The organism is Allostigmatella hybrida, assembly GCF_020103775.1.
GTDB classification, from domain to species: domain Bacteria; phylum Myxococcota; class Myxococcia; order Myxococcales; family Myxococcaceae; genus Hyalangium; species Hyalangium aurantiaca.
Genome location: NZ_JAHXBH010000024.1, coordinates 77,762 through 93,188, shown reverse-complemented (window position 1 = coordinate 93,188; position 15,427 = coordinate 77,762). Strand labels below are relative to the sequence as shown.

The 15,427-nt window shown below is 67.9% G+C and carries 18 protein-coding genes; 5 read left to right on the top strand and 13 right to left on the bottom strand.

The window, feature by feature from the left end; translation table 11 throughout:
- Positions 1–40 precede the first annotated feature (40 nt).
- The gene (gene serB / locus KY661_RS28155; protein ID WP_225413152.1) at positions 41–1,279 is read left to right on the top strand and encodes a phosphoserine phosphatase SerB; all 1,239 of its coding nucleotides are present in this window, start codon (positions 41–43) and stop codon (positions 1,277–1,279) included.
- Here serB and KY661_RS28150 read toward each other — a convergent pair.
- Both KY661_RS28150 and KY661_RS28145 read right to left on the bottom strand, forming a co-directional pair.
- Positions 1,276–2,064, bottom strand: a complete 789-nt coding sequence (locus KY661_RS28150) for an alpha/beta hydrolase (RefSeq protein WP_225413151.1) — start codon at positions 2,062–2,064, stop codon at positions 1,276–1,278. The two genes, serB and KY661_RS28150, sit on opposite strands and share 4 nt — an antisense overlap.
- 11 nt (positions 2,065–2,075) lie before the next feature.
- The gene (locus tag KY661_RS28145) at positions 2,076–2,795 is read right to left on the bottom strand and encodes a hypothetical protein (protein ID WP_225413150.1); all 720 of its coding nucleotides are present in this window, start codon (positions 2,793–2,795) and stop codon (positions 2,076–2,078) included.
- Between the two features lie 177 nt (positions 2,796–2,972).
- On the opposite strand from KY661_RS28145, the gene KY661_RS28140 reads away from it, so the two are divergent.
- Positions 2,973–4,223: a serine/threonine-protein kinase gene (locus tag KY661_RS28140; protein ID WP_225413149.1), complete on the top strand. Its 1,251-nt coding sequence runs from the start codon at positions 2,973–2,975 to the stop codon at positions 4,221–4,223.
- 78 nt (positions 4,224–4,301) lie between these two features.
- Here KY661_RS28140 and KY661_RS28135 read toward each other — a convergent pair whose 3' ends face one another.
- Entirely contained in the window at positions 4,302–4,559 is a 258-nt protein-coding gene (locus KY661_RS28135; protein ID WP_225413148.1) for a hypothetical protein, read from the bottom strand.
- Between the two features lie 124 nt (positions 4,560–4,683).
- Positions 4,684–6,054 (bottom strand): glycoside hydrolase family 26 protein, encoded by a 1,371-nt coding sequence (locus KY661_RS28130; protein ID WP_225413147.1) that lies wholly within the window; start codon positions 6,052–6,054, stop codon positions 4,684–4,686.
- Between the two features lie 214 nt (positions 6,055–6,268).
- Here KY661_RS28130 and KY661_RS28125 point away from each other — a divergent pair, with 214 nt between their 5' ends.
- Complete coding sequence (locus tag KY661_RS28125; protein WP_225413146.1) at positions 6,269–7,138, top strand: N-acyl homoserine lactonase family protein; 870 nt, start codon at positions 6,269–6,271, stop codon at positions 7,136–7,138.
- 93 nt (positions 7,139–7,231) lie between these two features.
- Complete coding sequence (locus KY661_RS28120) at positions 7,232–8,065, top strand: SAM-dependent methyltransferase (protein WP_225413145.1); 834 nt, start codon at positions 7,232–7,234, stop codon at positions 8,063–8,065.
- An 85-nt stretch (positions 8,066–8,150) separates the two neighbouring features.
- On the opposite strand, the gene KY661_RS28115 is transcribed toward KY661_RS28120, so the two are convergent.
- The 3 genes from KY661_RS28115 to KY661_RS28105 form a co-directional block, all read right to left on the bottom strand.
- Complete coding sequence (locus KY661_RS28115; protein WP_225413144.1) at positions 8,151–8,774, bottom strand: HD domain-containing protein; 624 nt, start codon at positions 8,772–8,774, stop codon at positions 8,151–8,153.
- A gap of 189 nt (positions 8,775–8,963) precedes the next feature.
- On the bottom strand, positions 8,964–9,836 hold the full coding sequence (locus KY661_RS28110) for an alpha/beta fold hydrolase (RefSeq protein WP_225413143.1): 873 nt from the start codon (positions 9,834–9,836) through the stop codon (positions 8,964–8,966).
- 55 nt (positions 9,837–9,891) lie between these two features.
- On the bottom strand, positions 9,892–10,956 hold the full coding sequence (locus KY661_RS28105) for a fatty acid desaturase (RefSeq protein ID WP_225413142.1): 1,065 nt from the start codon (positions 10,954–10,956) through the stop codon (positions 9,892–9,894).
- An 86-nt stretch (positions 10,957–11,042) separates the two neighbouring features.
- Between KY661_RS28105 and KY661_RS28100 the strand changes: the two genes are divergently transcribed.
- A complete protein-coding gene (locus KY661_RS28100) occupies positions 11,043–11,321 on the top strand; it encodes a hypothetical protein (protein ID WP_225413141.1) in 279 nt (92 codons plus the stop codon).
- Between the two features lie 95 nt (positions 11,322–11,416).
- Here the strand turns inward: KY661_RS28100 and KY661_RS28095 are convergent, their stop codons facing one another.
- From KY661_RS28095 to KY661_RS28070, 6 genes are all read right to left on the bottom strand, one after another.
- A complete protein-coding gene (locus KY661_RS28095; protein WP_225413140.1) occupies positions 11,417–13,066 on the bottom strand; it encodes an HAL/PAL/TAL family ammonia-lyase in 1,650 nt (549 codons plus the stop codon).
- A 40-nt stretch (positions 13,067–13,106) separates the two neighbouring features.
- Positions 13,107–13,556: a DUF1801 domain-containing protein gene (locus KY661_RS28090; RefSeq protein WP_225413139.1), complete on the bottom strand. Its 450-nt coding sequence runs from the start codon at positions 13,554–13,556 to the stop codon at positions 13,107–13,109.
- 53 nt (positions 13,557–13,609) lie between these two features.
- The gene (locus KY661_RS28085; RefSeq protein ID WP_225413138.1) at positions 13,610–13,996 is read right to left on the bottom strand and encodes a DoxX family protein; all 387 of its coding nucleotides are present in this window, start codon (positions 13,994–13,996) and stop codon (positions 13,610–13,612) included.
- Between the two features lie 17 nt (positions 13,997–14,013).
- Positions 14,014–14,484: an SRPBCC family protein gene (locus KY661_RS28080; RefSeq protein ID WP_225413137.1), complete on the bottom strand. Its 471-nt coding sequence runs from the start codon at positions 14,482–14,484 to the stop codon at positions 14,014–14,016.
- Positions 14,481–14,783 carry an ArsR/SmtB family transcription factor gene (locus KY661_RS28075; RefSeq protein WP_225413136.1) on the bottom strand — a complete coding sequence of 101 codons (303 nt, stop codon included), beginning with the start codon at positions 14,781–14,783 and terminating at the stop codon, positions 14,481–14,483. The genes KY661_RS28080 and KY661_RS28075 overlap by 4 nt, the downstream gene beginning before the upstream one ends.
- 269 nt (positions 14,784–15,052) lie before the next feature.
- Positions 15,053–15,424, bottom strand: coding sequence for a DUF2019 domain-containing protein (locus KY661_RS28070; RefSeq protein WP_225413135.1), 372 nt, complete (start codon positions 15,422–15,424; stop codon positions 15,053–15,055).
- Positions 15,425–15,427: the final 3 nt, after the last annotated feature.

Genomic DNA, 15,427 nt, shown 5'->3' with positions numbered 1-15,427 from the left:
ACGAATCCCCGGAAGCCCGCCGGCCGTAGAGTCCGTACCCATGCCTTCTCACCTCACCCCTCCAGAGCCCGTCCTCCTCACCGTCATCGGACGGGACCACCCCGGCATCGCCTCGCGGCTCACCGGCCAGCTCGCCGAGGCCGGGGCCGAGCTGCTCGACATCGAGCAAGTGGTGGTGCAAGACCGCCTCACCCTGTGCCTCCTGGTGCGCCTGCCCGACAAGGGGGATGTGCTCAAGGAGCTGCTCTTCGCCGCCCATGAGCTGGGCGTGGTGCTGGAGTTCCAGACGGTGCCGGTGCCCGGCAGCAAGCCGGTGCCCTCGTCGAACCGCCACGTCGTCACCGTGGTGGGCCGCAAGCTCGGCGCCCGCGAGGTGCACGCCGTCACCGAGTGTCTGGCCGGGCACCTGGCCAACATCGAGCGCATCCAGCGCCTGACGGAGACGGAGCTGGGCTCCGTGGAGTTCCACATCTCCCTGCCCGCGGGGAGGGATCCGGAGGAGCTCAAGCGCGCGCTGCTGGAGCTGTCCATGGCCTCCAACACCTTCGACGTGGCGCTCCAGCGCGAGAGCCTCTACCGGCGCAGCAAGCGGCTGGTGGTGATGGACATGGACTCCACGCTCATCCGCATCGAGGTCATTGACGAGCTGGCGCGAGTGCACGGCGTGGGCGAGCAGGTCTCCCGCATCACCGAGCGCGCCATGCAGGGCGAGATGGACTACGACGAGTCCCTGCGCCAGCGCGTGGCGCTGCTCAAGGGGCTGGACTCGCGGGTGCTCCGAGACCTCTCCTCCAACCTGCCGCTCACCGAAGGGGCCGAGACGCTCATCCCCGTGCTCAAGCGGCTCGGCTACCGCACGGCCATCATCAGCGGGGGCTTCTCCGTGGCGGCCGAGGCGCTCAAGGACCGGCTGGGCATCGACTACGCCCACTCCAACATGCTGGAGGAGGCGGACGGCAAGCTCACCGGCCGCACGCTGGGGCCCATCGTCAACGCCAAGCGCAAGGCGGAGCTGCTGGAGAGCATCGCCCAGGCGGAAGGCATCCTCCTCGACCAGGTCATCGCCGTGGGCGACGGGGCCAATGACTTGCTGATGCTGGAGAAGGCGGGGCTGGGCATCGCCTTCCGGGCCAAGCGCAAGCTGCGCCAGGCGGCCGACACCTCCATCTCCTCCGGCGGCCTGGACACCATCCTCTACCTGCTGGGGCTCACCGGCCGGGAGCTGCTGGAGGCCCGCCCGCAGCCCACCGGAGCGCTGGACCGGCGCTCCAGCGGCTAGCGCCCCGCGGCGAAGCGCAGCAGCCCCTCAAGGACCTCCGGCTCGGAGAGCACGTTGTTGTGGTGCTTTCCCTCGAGCAGCCGCACGGTGGCATGGGGAAACAGCCTCCCCAGGCGCTGCCCCATGTCCACGGGAACCACCTCGTCCCGCGTGCCATGGAGGATGAGCACCGGCACCGTCACCCCGGGGGCCTTCGCGGCGCTGTCGAACACATCCCTCATGAGCAGCCGCGCGGGCAGCCACGGAAAGAGCCGCGCCCCCACGTCCGCGAGCGAGGTGTAGGGGGTGATGAGCACCAGCCGCGTGCCGTACCCCCGCCGGGCCATCTCCACCGCCACGCCCGAGCCGAGCGACTGTCCCTGAAGCACCACGCGCTCCCAGGGCACGCCCAGCTCCCGGTGCAGGTGCGCCAGCGCCGCCTCGGCGGCGGCATAGAGCCCCGCCTCCGAAGGCCCCTGCGCCCTCGCGAGCCCATAGCCCGGGTACTCCACCGCGTAGAAGCCCAGCCCCGCCCCCTGGAACTCCTGCGCCAGCCAGCCCGCGTCCGCGAGCTGCTCCCCGTTGCCATGGAAGTGCACCACCGTGGGCGCGCCCGCTGGCGCGGGCACGTGCAGCGCATAGACCGGACCCGGGAGCCGCAGCAGGGTGGCCCCGGGCACCGCCGGCTCACGCACACCGGGCGGCGCGGGAAACACGAGGTGCCGCTGCAGGGAGAACACCAGCAGGCAGAGCAGCGCATACAGCACGGCCACCACACTCACCGCAGCCACCAGCATCCGTTTCATGCCTCGCATTGCTAGCCCGCCCAGGGCAGGCCCTCGGTCTTGTCCAGCAGGTTCTTCTCCTGGGTCCACCCCATCAGCCCCGTGGCGGACTTCACCAGGTACCAGACGGGGGAGCCCTGGGGACCCGGCGCCCCGGAGGCGAGCACGAGAATCTTCGAGCCTGCGGCCACGTTGGCCACCACCGCGCTGTCCGTGCGGCCCCGGACCAGGGCGAAGGACTGCTTCACCGTGCCCTCGGCGCCCACGTAGTACAGCTCCTGGGGCACGGGGCTGAGCTTCCAGGCCTTGCGGTCCAGGACGTACTTCTCCCGGCGGTTCCAGAACCCCATCCAGGTGTCGGACAGGATGATGCCGTTGCCGGACGTCTCGGTCAGCGCGTGGACCCCGCCCAGCTCCTTCAGGCTCTTGCCATCGAAGCCATAGAGCACGCAGTGGGCATCGCCGTCCGTGAGCCCCATGTTCACGGCGATCTCCTTCCACGTGTCCCCCCGGTCCAGGTCCACCACGGTCACCCCGTGGACCTCGGTGTCCTCCGCCTTCCCCTGGATGGCTTTTCCCGCCACCTTCAGGGTGAAGGTGCCCTCGCCCTCGTCCCACCGGAGGGAGATGGCCTCGGGCTTCCCATCCCCGTCCAGGTCGGCGGACGTGGAGGAGGTGGGCGCCGCGGCCTGGGCGAGCAGGGGACACAGCACCAGTCCCGCCAGGGCGGCCGGCCAGCAGGGGATGTTCAAGGGGCGAACCTCGCGAAGGGGCATCAGGGGACGGTAGCAGCTCCCCCGGCGGGCCCCAGGCCTCTTCCTCGCCCGGACAACCCGGAAAATCCGCCGTAACCGGGCAGTCAGGCGGAGGGCTGCCCGGGGAGCAGACAGAGCAGCGTGGGCCACCGGACACTGTTATCAACGGAAATCATGCCGGACACGCTCCCTCACGTCTCCTCCGCGCCCCTGGATGTCACCCTGCGCTCCCCCGCCTCCCGGAACGAAGCGGTGGGGGGAGGGCCCGCGCCGCTGTCCCAATCCCTCTCCACCACCCACCGCGCCACGGTGCTCCCCCGGGTCGAGTGGAAGGGAGAGCGTCCGCGCATGGTGCCCATCGAGCGCGAGCGCTTCGAGGAGCTGCAGGCGCTGGGGCGGGGCGGCATGGGCGAAGTTGTCCTGCTCCAGGACCATGACATCGAGCGGCAGGTGGCGCTCAAGCGCCTGTCGGAGTCCCCCGGCGCCGACCACGTGCTGCGCTTCGTGGAGGAGATCCGCACGGTGGGGCAGCTCGACCACCCGAACATCGTGCCCGTGCACGACGTGGGGGTGGATGCCCAGGGCCGGTACTACTTCGTGATGAAGCACCTGCAGGGCGAGACGCTCGAGTCCATCATCGCCCGGCTCCGGCAGGGGGACCCCGCCGCGCACGCGCGCTTCCCGGTGCCCGTCCGGGCGCAGATTTTCCTCGGGGTGCTCAACGCCATGGCGTACGCGCACCGCAAGGGCTTCATCCACCGGGACCTCAAGCCCGCCAACATCATGGTGGGCGCCTACGGCGAGGTGACGGTGATGGACTGGGGCCTGGCGCGGCGCGTTCACGGCCAGGACACCGTGGCGCACGTGGCCGAGCCGGAATCCCCCCGGGATGTGCGCAAGTCCTTCTTCATGAAGACGCAGGCGGGCACGCTGGTGGGCACCCCGCTCTACATGTCCCCCGAGCAGGCCCGGGGCCTGCACGAGTCCGTCGATGCCCGCAGCGACACCTACAGCCTGACGGTGCTGTTCGACGAGTTCCTCTTCCTGGGCCACTACCTGCAAGGGCGCGAGTCGCTGGCCGAGGTGCTCCAGGGCGTGCAGAGCGTCACCCCGCCCGTGATGCACATTCGCAGCGAGCACCAGCGCTCGGTGCCCTCGGAGTACGCGTGGTTCCTCCACAAGGGCTTCTCGAAGGACCCTTCGCAGCGCTACGCGTCCGCCAATGAGATGATGGCCGAGCTCCAGAGCCTCATGGACGGCCACATCCAGGTGCGCTGCGAGCGGACGCTGATCAAGCGTGGCCTCCACGAGACGCTGCGGCGCGTGGACCGCTACCCCGGGCGCATCTTCGCCGCGGGCGCCGCGGCAACGGCGCTGGTGGCCGCCTCGCTGGGCCACCTCATGTGGACACTCCTCGCCGGTTGATCCGGCGTACCCCGCGCGCGCTCCCCCCCCCCGAGTCAGCGCGCATGCGGGGCCGCGGATCCCCCGGCCCGGAAGCGGCTAGAGGCTGCCGATGAGCAGGGTGCCCAGGAGCCCGCCCAGCAGGTCTCCCAGGCAGTTCTCGCCCGGCTCCGAGCCCGGGGAACGGGGCTCTGACTTGGACACGAGGACAATCTCCTCCACGGGCACGGCCTGCGTGGAGGCCAGTGCCGGGAGGCCCGGGGTGTTGGCCATGACCGAGCTGGCCCCCAGGAACGCCAGCACCACCACCGCCTGCCGCACCCCCGCCCTGCCCGCCTTCTTCGTGTTCGTCGTCATGTGCTTCTCTCCTGTCTGCCCTTGAGGCGGTTGCACTATCCGCCTCAACCCCGGCCGGCGATATGACCCTCCCGTGTTGGGGGCCTGTCGCCTTTCACTCCTTTTGCGGGCTTTTCAGGAGTGTTCAGTTCGCCGTGAAGGCGGTGTCGTTGCGGTAGTGCAAGGTCTGCGACCAGTCGGCGGAGTACACCAGCGTGTCCACGCGGTAGGTGCCCGCGGGCAGCGAGGTGGGGATGACGAAGGACGTGGTGTAGGCGCGCGTCTGTCCCGCAGTGAAGGCCTGGGAGGCGTAAACCTTCTCGGTGACCAGCGCGCTCGTCGACGCGGAGCGGATTTCATACTTCACCACCAGCGTGGTGGCCGAAGGGGCCATCACGGAGGAGGCGACCTGGAAGGCCGCGCCGCGCGTCACCGTGGCGGCGCTCACCGTGGCCTTGGCCGCCGTGGGCGCGCCCGTGGAGGGGGGCGGATGGGTCAGCGCGGCGTGCTGGGTCTTGAAGACCGCGGCGGCGTTGGGGAACTCGGTCTGGAAGGAGTGGCCCCCGTTGTTGTCCACGTCCGACAGCTGGTGGTGGCCGTCCCCTGCCTGGTAGTCGAAGTAGGAGTGATAGCCCACGTTGTTGGCCGGATCGTAGATGAAGGCCAGCATCTGCTTCACGAAGAAAGTGTTGTCCCCGCCGCCCGTGGTGCGCGCGTCGTTCACGCCCCACTCGGGCACCGACAGCGGCTTGTTGTGGGACTGCGCGAAGGTGCGGAACTTGGAAAGCGCCGGGGCGAACTGCACGTTCCAGTTGTTCTGCCAGCGCTCCAGCTGGCAGCTGCCCGTGCAGCCGGAGGGCACCGGGTAGCGGCCATTCCAGCCCTGGTCGTACAGATCGAAGCCGATGTAATCGACGTAGGCATCTCCGGGGTAGGTGGCCGCCAGGTCCGCGGTGGAGATGTCGTAGTTGGGGTTCCAGTCGAACTTGAAGCCCGCGGAGGGCTGCGCGCCGCGCATGGCCGTCACGATGCGGCGGAAGCAGCCCGCGAAGCTCGCCTGCTTTCCGTTGCCGGAGTACCAGGGCATCCAGTTGCCGCTGAACTCCCAGCCCAGGCGGATGATGCTGTTCTGCAGGCCGTTGGCCACCATGTTGTTGGCGAGCGCCCGGAAGCGGAAGTCATAGATGCCCGCCGCGCAGTCGGCCAGCGAGCCCTGCCCGGAGGGGAACATGGCGACGGAGTAGTTGAGCCGGCGGCCGGGCTTGGCGCGGACCCAGTTGCCCCAGGACTGGAGCTGCCAGGTGGGGTTCTCGATGCTGGCCCAGCTGTCCTTGGCCTGGTGGCCCTGGCCCAGGGTGACGTTGTGGCCGAGCCACTCGGAGTAGGCGTTGATGAGATTGGGCTGCGAGTAGATCTCGCCCCGGTACACGCCCGTCACCGGCAGCGCCGATGCCGCCAGCGAGGACAGCATCGCCAGGCAGGAGACCACGCCTGCCACCGCACTTCTGAAACCCATCATCGTTACCTCGGATAAATTGTGATTTGCCGGTATTGCCGGTCTGTCCAACTTACCTCTGGACTGCGAGGAGGCGCCAGTGCTGTCTATCCATCGGGCAGCGGGACGAAGCGTGGCGGCATGGAAGGGTCCACTGAAACTCGTGGGCCCTTCGCGCCACTCCGTGAGACTTCCGGGGCTGTGTTTCCGCTCCGTTCCCTGTTGGAGCGACACCATGAAAACCATCCGCCTGTTCGCGTGTCTCGCGCTCACCGCCTGTGCCAGCTCGCCCCCTGCAGGGCAGACGTCCACCGTCGATGCGCGGGGGCCTGCCGTGAAGCTCTACGCAATGGACTGCGGCCACGTGGAATTCTCCGACGCCGGCTCGCTGGCGGACGATGGCTCGATGAACGGCGTCGCACGCGCGTTCGTCGTTCCGTGCTACCTGGTCCGCCATCCGAAGGGCGACCTGCTCTGGGATACCGGCGTCCCCGAGAGCATCGCGGACATCCCGGGCGGCCTGCGCCCGAAGGGAGCGCCCTTGCACATCGAGGTACCGAAGAAGCTCACCGCCCAGCTCGGCGCACTCGGGCTGGCACCGGCCGGCATTGGCTTCCTGTCGGTCTCTCACATGCATTTCGACCACGCGGGCAACGCCAACCTGTTCGCCGGCGCGACGTGGCTCGTGGATGCGGACGAACGCGCCGCGGCGTTCTCGGACGCGGCCCGCGCGCGCGGCGACTTCGCCGCCTACAGCGCACTCGAACACGCGAAGACCGTGCTGATCGAGGGCGACGGCACACACGACGTCTTCGGCGACGGCACCGTGACGATCCACCAAGCCCCCGGACATTCGCCCGGGCATACCGTGCTGCGGGTGAAGACGGCGAAGGCGGGCGCCGTCCTGCTGACCGGCGACCTGTGGCATCTGCGCGAGTCGCGCGAGCGGCACCTGGTGCCGTCGTTCAACACCAGCCGCGAACAGACGCTCGAGTCGATGCGCCGCGTGGAAGCGCTGGCGAAGGCATCCGGCGCCCGCGTGATCCGCCAGCACGTGCCCGAGGATTTCGCCGCGTTGCCAGCGTTTCCAGCGCCGCTGGAGTAGGGGCGGGTTGAGCGCGCTGGGCAAAAAACCTGGAATCCCAGTGGCCCGGCGAGCAGGGGAGGTGTTAGGTCCGTTCATCTCCAAGGAGCGACGATGACGAGCCCGAGACCCCCGATGACTCCCGCCGATGTGGGCCGTTTCTACGATCAGATGGGGCCGTTTCTCGCGGCCCTGCTGGGCGACAGCATCCACGTGGGCTACTGGTCCAGCGCCGATGATCCGAGCTCCGGCACCGAAGCCCAGGAGCGGCTCACGGAGATGATGATCCAGCGGGCGCGGGTAGGCCCGGGGCAGCGGTTGCTCGACATCGGGTGCGGTACCGGGTGGCCGGCCATCCGGCTGGCGCAGGCGACGGGCTGCTCGGTCACGGGGATCAGCGTCAGCGCCCAGCAGGTCGAGCAAGCGAACGCGCGGGCGCACAAGCACGGCGTCTCCGGCCAGGTGCAGTTCCAGTGCGCCGACGCGATGGAGCTTCCCTTCGCGGATGCTTCCTTCGATGCCGTGTGGGCGTTCGAGTCGTTGCTCCACATGCCGGATCGCGCGCAGGTGCTCCGCCATGCCTTCCGGGTGCTGCGGCCCGGTGGCGCCCTGGCGCTGACCGATGTGACCGAGCCGCACCCCTTGGCCGAAGATGAGCGGATGCTGGCCTACAGCGGGCTGATGATCGCCTCGCTGCTGCGGTTCCAGGACTACGCGCCGCTGGTCGAGTCCGTGGGGTTCACCGTCCAGGAGTCGCTCGACATCACCCCCAACACCCGCAAGTCGATGGTGGGAACCGACACGCTCATCGTCCAGCAGCAGGATCAGATCGGCGGGGCCTACGGGGCGCAGTTCCACGCGATGACGCTGGATCTCTGGCCGAAGATCGCCGCCATCTTCACGGACAAGCTGGGCTACCTGCTGCTCGCGGCCACCAAACCGGCGTAACGGGGGGCAGCCCGCGCAGACGAAGAAGGGAAGCGATGTTCGCTCGGGTTCCGCCGTCAGCCTTGTGACGCGCGGAGCCTGCCACCTACTCCGTGAACGGCGCACCGTTCAGCAGTGTTCGAGCATCCGGTATCGAGATCGGCGCCCGGTTCTGCTCGATGTGGGTGCAGATGTGGAAGAAGTGGGGGTACGGCTGCTTGCTGTCGAGCTCCTTCGTCAGCACGTCATTGAAGGCGCGCTTGAAGTTCAACCTCGGATAGCGCCGGACGACCTCGGCAACGTCGGCCGGATCCAGCTTCGCATCCTGCAGGCCCACCACATCGTAAACCACGCCAAGCTCCATCAAGCGGCTGCAGTCGTCGCGATAGAGATTGATGTCCCACGTGTGCAGCGCGATGTTATCCCAGACGCTTTGTGCCCGCTCGCGCGATACTCCCTTCTGGACCAGGAATGTCCGCGCCGCGCCTGCTCCTTCGATCTCGAAGCGATGGGGTCCCTTCGCGTGCCCGGTGAGGCCAAGGTCGTGCAGCACGGAGGAGAGAAACATGAGCTCACTGTCGACCTTGACGCCTTCCCGTTGCGCGAAAAGCTCGCTGAACCAATAGCAGCGCATGACGTGGTTGAAGAGGAAGTCGCTGGAGACCGAGCGTGCCAGCTCCTCGGCCTGACGGACGATGCTGCTATTGGGGACTTTGATGTCTGCAATCATGGGAAACCCCTTGGCGCCGGTTTGCCTTCGGCGCATGCCCGGACTCTCCCAGACGGGGATCTTGTCCGAAACGACATAGTTCCCTCGATTTCCGCCATTGGCCCCATCAGAGGCCGCCCGCTTCGCCTCAGCAGGGCCCCCCCTCCTGCCCGGGCGCTTGTCGAGGCGAGGCCCCTGCTCATCAGCGCATCAGCGCCGCCCTGCCGGCGCTCCGGCCTGTGGCCTCGTCACGTCCAGCGCAAAGCCCCTGATCACCGCGGCCGCGCGAGCAGGTTCGTCCCTCAACATTTCATGACCTGCGTCGAACCGCGCCTCTGTGCACGGAGCCCTCAGGTGCGCCTTGAGCTCCGCCACGTCGGCGGGGGTGGCGATGACATCATCGGCCGCGGAAAGGATGAGCACCGGAGCGGTAATCCTGGCAAGCCGGTCCCGAAGGTCGAAGGTCTGCATCTCGCCGCCTACGAAACGGTCCGCGACCTGCAGGTTCATCACCATGCGCGCCACCGTCTGCGGACCGGGAGCCGTGCGGCCATAGAGCGGGTAGCACCGCTCCATGTACTCGGGGAAATGCTCAGCGGGACGCCGGAAGAACCGGGACGCGGTCTCCGCCGCCGCCGCGCCGCCGAGGCGCTCGAACGCCGCCAGCGCACGCGCCAGGACGAAGCGAGGCGCGGTTCCCGCCAGGATCAACCCTCCTGGCTGGTCAGGATGCGCGGCGGCGTAGGCCTGGGCCACATACCCACCAAAGGAGTGGCCCAGGACGATGGGGCGGTGCAAGCCCAGAGCCGCAACGAACCCATGGATGTCTTCCGCCCACCCATCGAGCGTCAAGCCCCGCGGGTCTCCTGTCTCACTTCGCCCATTCGCACGATGGTCCAGATAGACGACGTGCAGGCGATCCGACACGGCTCGTCCCAGCTGCCGGTAGGGCGAATGGTCGATTCCCGGCCCCCCATGCAGAATGAGCAGCGTCGGCCTGCGCCGCAGCTCGGGCCCCTGCTCCTCCCATTCCGGCCCTTCTGTATCGAAGAACAAGCGCGTGCCGCGTACCTCAGCGTACATTTGTGTCTCCAAGAACATGGCCAGTGCAGCGGACCACGTGAGCGGGGTGAGGGGCTTACGGGTGATCCGCCAGCGCCTCGGCCTCCGGCGGATGCACCTCCACCTTCTCATCCGCGCCCCGCCACACGAACGGAAGGCCCGCCTGCCGGTAGTGCGTGGGCGGGATGTCCTTCGCCAGCTGCGCGTGCAGCTCCGGCAGCTGTGACCAGTGCACGCCATGACGCACGTGGTGCGCGGTGTGGTAGCCGAGGTTGCCCGTCACCAGGTTGTAGCCCGGGTGAAGGATGTTGTACGAGGCCTGCGTGTGCTCCGCCGTCTCCAGGCCCACGTGGTGGAAGTAGGTGGCCCAGACCGTCAGGTAGAGCGACAGGGCCATGGGCAGCAGAAAGACCCAGAGCGCGTTGTACGCGTCATGCCAGAACAGCAGGCCCAGCAGCGCCACCTGCAGCGCGCCCATCCCCAGGAAGATGCGCATCACCCGCGGGTGCTCCAGCCCCACGCGGAACGCCCGGGGATAGGCCACCAGCGCGGTGATGAACGAGAACTCCAGTTCCCCCATGGGCGTGCCATCCCGGCGCTTCCAGCGCGCCTCATCCTTCTCCTGCTCTAGGTAGTTGCGGTGATGGCCCAGCACGTGGTGCAGGAACCACGCATGGGAGGTGACCCCCGTCTGGAAGCCGAACACCACCTCGAGCAGGCGGTTGGGCAGGGCGTGGCGGAACATCGGCACGTGCTGGTGGTGGTGGTTCCACGCGCAGATCCACCCCTTCGGAATGGCCCACACGGCGAGCCACAGCACCGGCAACCACCAGCTGCGGGCCGTGAAGTACACCGTGAGGTCGAGCGCGAAGACGCACAGGAACAGCAGGACGGGGATGCGATCCCGGGGGTTGCGAAACAGGGTCATTCGGATTCCACAGCGAAGTGAGGACGGGAGGCCACTGTCGAGGAGCCAGTCGCCCCCCACGCCCCCAGCGTCGAAGTCATTGAGGAAGCGCTTGTCGAGCGTGTGCGGCTCGCTCTCCCCGTTCGTTCCGGCCAGGACCACGGAGAGGGGAGCATCCGTTCCCGCGCCAAGCTTCGAACTCGTGCGGATGATGACCTTGTACTCGACTGTCATGGCGTTCCTCGAAATGACGAGGGCGCACGGTAGGCTGACCGAAACGTTCACGGCAAGACATGGTACCTTGCAGGCGGATGCTCCCCGTGCTGCGCCGCTTGCTCTCCGCCCTGGGCCGTGAGTCTCGAGATGCCGAGCTCCCCCTGCTCGCACCCGAGGAGCTGGCCCCGCCTGTCCGCCAGTGCGCTGACCGAGCGGGGCATCGAGTCGCGCCTGCGGCACTGCGCTGGGCACGGAGCGGGTTCTCGGCGGCCGAGGAGGAGGACGTGCATCCGCGGCTCGCGGAGCTGCTGCGCGCCCACTCCGCCGAGTTCTCCGCGCTGGGCCTGGACATCCGCACGGTCAGCTCCCGGATCAACATCTAGGAGGCGCGGGCCTCCGCGCGGTTGAGCTTCAACCCCCCGCGGCCTGGAGGGGCCCGCCTCGCTCCTTCCTTGGAAGCGTCCGGCGCCTTTTTTGTTCAGGCGGCGGTGTCGCCGAACTTGCCGACTTTCTCTTCCACGGCCGCGCGCACCGCGCCGCTGGCCACACACTCGTGCGCGGCGGCGATGTCGTTGTGGTACCAGCGGTCGCCGTCCAGGCTGGCTGGGATGCGGCGGCGGATTTCGTCATACGCCGCCTGCGTGCCTGCGCCCAGCGTCAAGCCCGGCAGCAGGTGCTCGGTCATCGTCAGCGCCTGCGCCGCCAGCAGCATTTCGACGCCGACGATATAGCGGGTGTTGGCGACCACGGTGGCGGCCTTGCGTGCGCACCAGGTCGAATTGGAGATGTGATCCTCGCTGTTGCCCTTGGCCGGAATGCTGTCGACGCTGGCCGGCATGCACAGCGTGCGGTTCTCCATGACCAGCGCACTCATCGAGGAGCTGACCACCGTATAGCCGGTGTTCACCCCGGCGATTCCGGTCATCAGGTTGCGCGGCAGGCCCCACGACAGCGTGGGGTCGATCAGCCGCGCCTGGCGGCGCTCGCAGATCGAGCCGAGGTCGGCCACCGCGATCGCCAGCAAGTCCATCGCCTGCGCGAGGTACTGGCCATGGAAATTGCCACCCGAGATGATCTCGAAGCCGCCGCCGTCCTTGCCGAAAATGAGCGGGTTGTCGGTGGCCGAATTGATCTCGGTGTGCAGGATGCCGTCGATGTAGTCGAGCGCGTCGAACACCGGGCCGTGGACCTGCGGCGCGCAGCGCAGCGAGTAGACGTCCTGGATGCGCGGCGTGTACTCGATGCCGGTGCTGCGCAGCTCGCCGGGAAACTGGACGGCGCGCGCGGCGTGCGTGGCGCGGGTGGAACCCGCCATCAGCTTGCGCACGATGGCGGCGGTCTTGAGCTGGCCCTTGTGCGGACGCGCCTTGTGGATGCGCTCATCGAAAGCCAGCATCTCGGCGCGCATCGCCTCCAGCGTCAGGCCCAGCGAGATGCAGGCGTCGAGCAGCAGCTTGCGTGCGTCATCGGCCGCCAGCAAGGCGACCGCCAGCGAGACCGTGCAGCCGTTGATCAGGGCCGAGCCGTCCTTGGCCTTCAGCTCGAATTGCACCGGACCGATGCCCGCCTGCCGGATCGCCTCCGGCGCGGACATGCGCCGGCCCTTGTACATGACCTCGGCTTCCTCGAAGCCGGCGAGCGCGCCGGAGAGATAGGCCAGCGGCGCCAGGTCGCCCGAGGCGCCCACGGAGCCTTTCTGCGGCATGAGCGGATGGATGCCGGCGTTGATGAAGGCGAGCAGGCGTTCGAGCACTTCCACGCGCGGCGCGGAGTAATTGCTGGCGAACGCATTGGCGCGCAGCAGCATGGTGGCGCGCGAGACTTCTTCCGAAAACGGCTCGCCCATGCCGGCGGCATGGGCCCGGATCAGCTGCGCCTGGAACAGCTCGATGTGCGCCACTTTGACGCGCGTGTCCTTCAGCAGGCCGACGCCGGTATTGAAGCTGTACATCATCGGCGCGCCGTCGTGCATCCAGGTCGACTCGATGTAGTCGCGGCTTTCCTTGAGCGCGTCGCGCGAGGACTGGGCCAGGCCGACCTGGATGGCGCAATCGCGGTCGCGCGCGCAGGCCAGTACCTGTCCGGCCGTCAGGTTGAAGCCGTCAATGATGAGCGTCTGCTGGGTCATGATGGGGTCCCGTGACTTGGCGCCGGTGGCGAACCAGGCGTCACGGGACCACGCCCGGGAGCGCGGCGGCCTGACGGATCCACGAGGCGAATTGCACCTCGTCGAATTTCCCCTCGTGGATGTCGTAGTAGCGGACGTCCTTCACCTTGGACACGCCGGGGGGAAGCGGCTTCAGCGAGGTGCCCCGGAAGAAGGTCACCTTGACGTACTTGTCGAAGCAGTGAAACGAGGTGAAGTAGCCCACCTCGCCGGCGCCAAAGAACGGCGTGTTCCACTTCACCGCCTTCCGCACTCCCGGGACGGTGCGGACGATGATCTCGTCGATCCGGCGGCCGATGTCGCGCTTCCACTCGGGCATCGCTTCGATGAAGGCCTGCACCGGCGCGTCGCCCTCGCCCTTCGGAATCTGAGGGTTGCCGCCTGACAGGAGCTTCGGCTTCGCGGCGCGCGGAGCGCCGCTGCGGGCGGTTTGAGACCGTCCCGGCTTCATCGCGGTCTTCCGTGGCTTCGAGGGTGGCTTCGCAGGCATCGTCCTTCACTCCGTCACGCGGCGGCTGACACCACCGGCTTGAGTACATAGCGGCCGTACGCCACGAAGGCGGCCAGAACCCCCATCACGAGCGCCCAGAGCATCGGGTTCTCGGGCGTCATCTTCGTCGAATGACTCGCGTACAGCGCAGCGAGCGCAAACGTCTCGATCGTGAGCACTGCGGCCGCGTGCGCGGTGAGACTGGGCATCCACTTCAACGCCGCCGGAACGATCAGCAGCACGCCACCGGCCATCTCGAGGACGCCGAGCGCCCGCCATCCCCCGTGGGGAATCTCGCTGAACTGGCTCGCGAGCTGCTGAAACGAGAACGCCTTGTACGACCCGCCTGCGAGGAACAGCAGCGCGAGGACAGCCTGAAGACCCCAGAAAACGATGTTCATAGGTGGTGGCTCGGTGATTAGGCCTTGAGGGCCGGGTTGTCGCTGACGGGAGGAGACAGCTCGGCGCCGCCCGGCGCCTTCTTGAGCGTCTTGTCGAGCTTTCCGTGCATCATCTTCCAGCCGAACTCGGCGCCATGGAACGCCTGGTCCTCCTTGAAGCCTGAGTGCGCGAAGAGCACGCGCGTCCCATCGCCATCGGCCTCGAGGCGGTAGGTGACGCGCGTATCCAGCCAGCCCTCGCCAACGACCCACGTGAACTCGAGCTCGGACGGAGGAACGCACCGGAGCACCTCGCAGTGCACGACGAGTCCGTCGAACTGGGCCCGAGGGTCCGGAGGCACGCGGAACGTGAAGCGATGCCCGACGCGCGGCTCGAAGTCGTTCGGGTACATCCAGTCGGCGAGCGCCTCGCGGGTCGCGAGCGCGCGCCACACGGCGGCGGGCGGTTGGGTGAACTTCAGCTCCCGTCGAATCGTCTTCGTTGTCATGGTTCGTTGCCCTTCTCGAGGTGCCGCCGCAGGCGGGTGAAGTTGTCGTCCCAGAACCGCTCGTAGTGAGCGAGCCAGTCGCGCACCGGCCCCAGTTGCTCCGGCACGAGGCGGTACCGCCGCTCTCTGCCGTGCCGTTGCTCGGTGACGAGGCCCGCCTCAAGGAGCACGCGCAGGTGCTGAGACACCGCCGGGCGGCTCATCTCGAAGTTCTCGGCGATCGCATTCACCGGGCGGTCACCGTCGGCCAGCAGGTCGAGCATGCGGCGCCGCGCCGGATGGCTGATCGCTCCGAACACCCCGGGCTCCGTGTGCATCATCGTCCGCCGATAATGCGTAAGGAGATGCTTACCTGTCAAGCGGCTGGAAGAAACCGGTGCTGCGCGCTGGCTTGTCCGTTCACCCTCTGCACCGGCTTGGCGCACAGTTCGGCGGCACCTGCCCTCACCCTCTGGACATCCAGGAGCAGTGCCCCAACCAGTCCGTCGTGCTCAGGCGAACACGTCCAGTGCAAAGCTCCTGCGCAGCAGCCCGGCCCCATCCAGCCGCCGCGAGACAGATTCAAGCATCACCCAGGCTTGTACTCCCCAGCCTTCCATTGGCGCAGTGTCATGTCCGCAGTCAGCCCCACCAAGCTCCTCGGCACCTTTGCAAGTTCGGCAAGAACCTGCTCGCCCTCTCGTGGCGCAAACTCAAGCACATCCGTAGCAGCCCAGCAGCGAGTGCCTGGCTCAGGATCATTCAGCAGCGTCAATAACTCCCGGTGTGCTTCGATTCCGCGTGCTCGGAGTTCCTTGTTGATTGCCACAATCACGTCGAAGTCTCGATTCGCAGCCTTGTGATTGCCCGCCTCGATTGCGCGCCCGTGCCTTGCAGATAGCTCCCGGTACTTCTCCACGAGTTGGTCCGCGGTGAGCCCCTGCACCTGCGCTGCCTTCATGGA

Excerpts from the sequence above, each read along its gene's own strand:
- KY661_RS28115 (WP_225413144.1), bottom strand. The coding sequence starts at position 8,774 with ATGATTGCAGACATCAAAGTCCCCAATAGCAGCATCGTCCGTCAGGCC.
- KY661_RS28130 (WP_225413147.1), bottom strand. The coding sequence starts at position 6,054 with ATGGGTTTCAGAAGTGCGGTGGCAGGCGTGGTCTCCTGCCTGGCGATG.
- KY661_RS28080 (WP_225413137.1), bottom strand. The coding sequence starts at position 14,484 with ATGACAACGAAGACGATTCGACGGGAGCTGAAGTTCACCCAACCGCCC.
- KY661_RS28140 (WP_225413149.1), top strand. The coding sequence starts at position 2,973 with ATGCCGGACACGCTCCCTCACGTCTCCTCCGCGCCCCTGGATGTCACC.
- KY661_RS28070 (WP_225413135.1), bottom strand. The coding sequence starts at position 15,424 with ATGAAGGCAGCGCAGGTGCAGGGGCTCACCGCGGACCAACTCGTGGAG.
- KY661_RS28120 (WP_225413145.1), top strand. The coding sequence starts at position 7,232 with ATGACGAGCCCGAGACCCCCGATGACTCCCGCCGATGTGGGCCGTTTC.
- KY661_RS28135 (WP_225413148.1), bottom strand. The coding sequence starts at position 4,559 with ATGACGACGAACACGAAGAAGGCGGGCAGGGCGGGGGTGCGGCAGGCG.
- KY661_RS28085 (WP_225413138.1), bottom strand. The coding sequence starts at position 13,996 with ATGAACATCGTTTTCTGGGGTCTTCAGGCTGTCCTCGCGCTGCTGTTC.
- KY661_RS28090 (WP_225413139.1), bottom strand. The coding sequence starts at position 13,556 with ATGAAGCCGGGACGGTCTCAAACCGCCCGCAGCGGCGCTCCGCGCGCC.
- KY661_RS28110 (WP_225413143.1), bottom strand. The coding sequence starts at position 9,836 with ATGTACGCTGAGGTACGCGGCACGCGCTTGTTCTTCGATACAGAAGGG.
- KY661_RS28150 (WP_225413151.1), bottom strand. The coding sequence starts at position 2,064 with ATGAAACGGATGCTGGTGGCTGCGGTGAGTGTGGTGGCCGTGCTGTAT.
- KY661_RS28095 (WP_225413140.1), bottom strand. The coding sequence starts at position 13,066 with ATGACCCAGCAGACGCTCATCATTGACGGCTTCAACCTGACGGCCGGA.
- KY661_RS28125 (WP_225413146.1), top strand. The coding sequence starts at position 6,269 with ATGAAAACCATCCGCCTGTTCGCGTGTCTCGCGCTCACCGCCTGTGCC.
- serB (WP_225413152.1), top strand. The coding sequence starts at position 41 with ATGCCTTCTCACCTCACCCCTCCAGAGCCCGTCCTCCTCACCGTCATC.
- KY661_RS28105 (WP_225413142.1), bottom strand. The coding sequence starts at position 10,956 with ATGACAGTCGAGTACAAGGTCATCATCCGCACGAGTTCGAAGCTTGGC.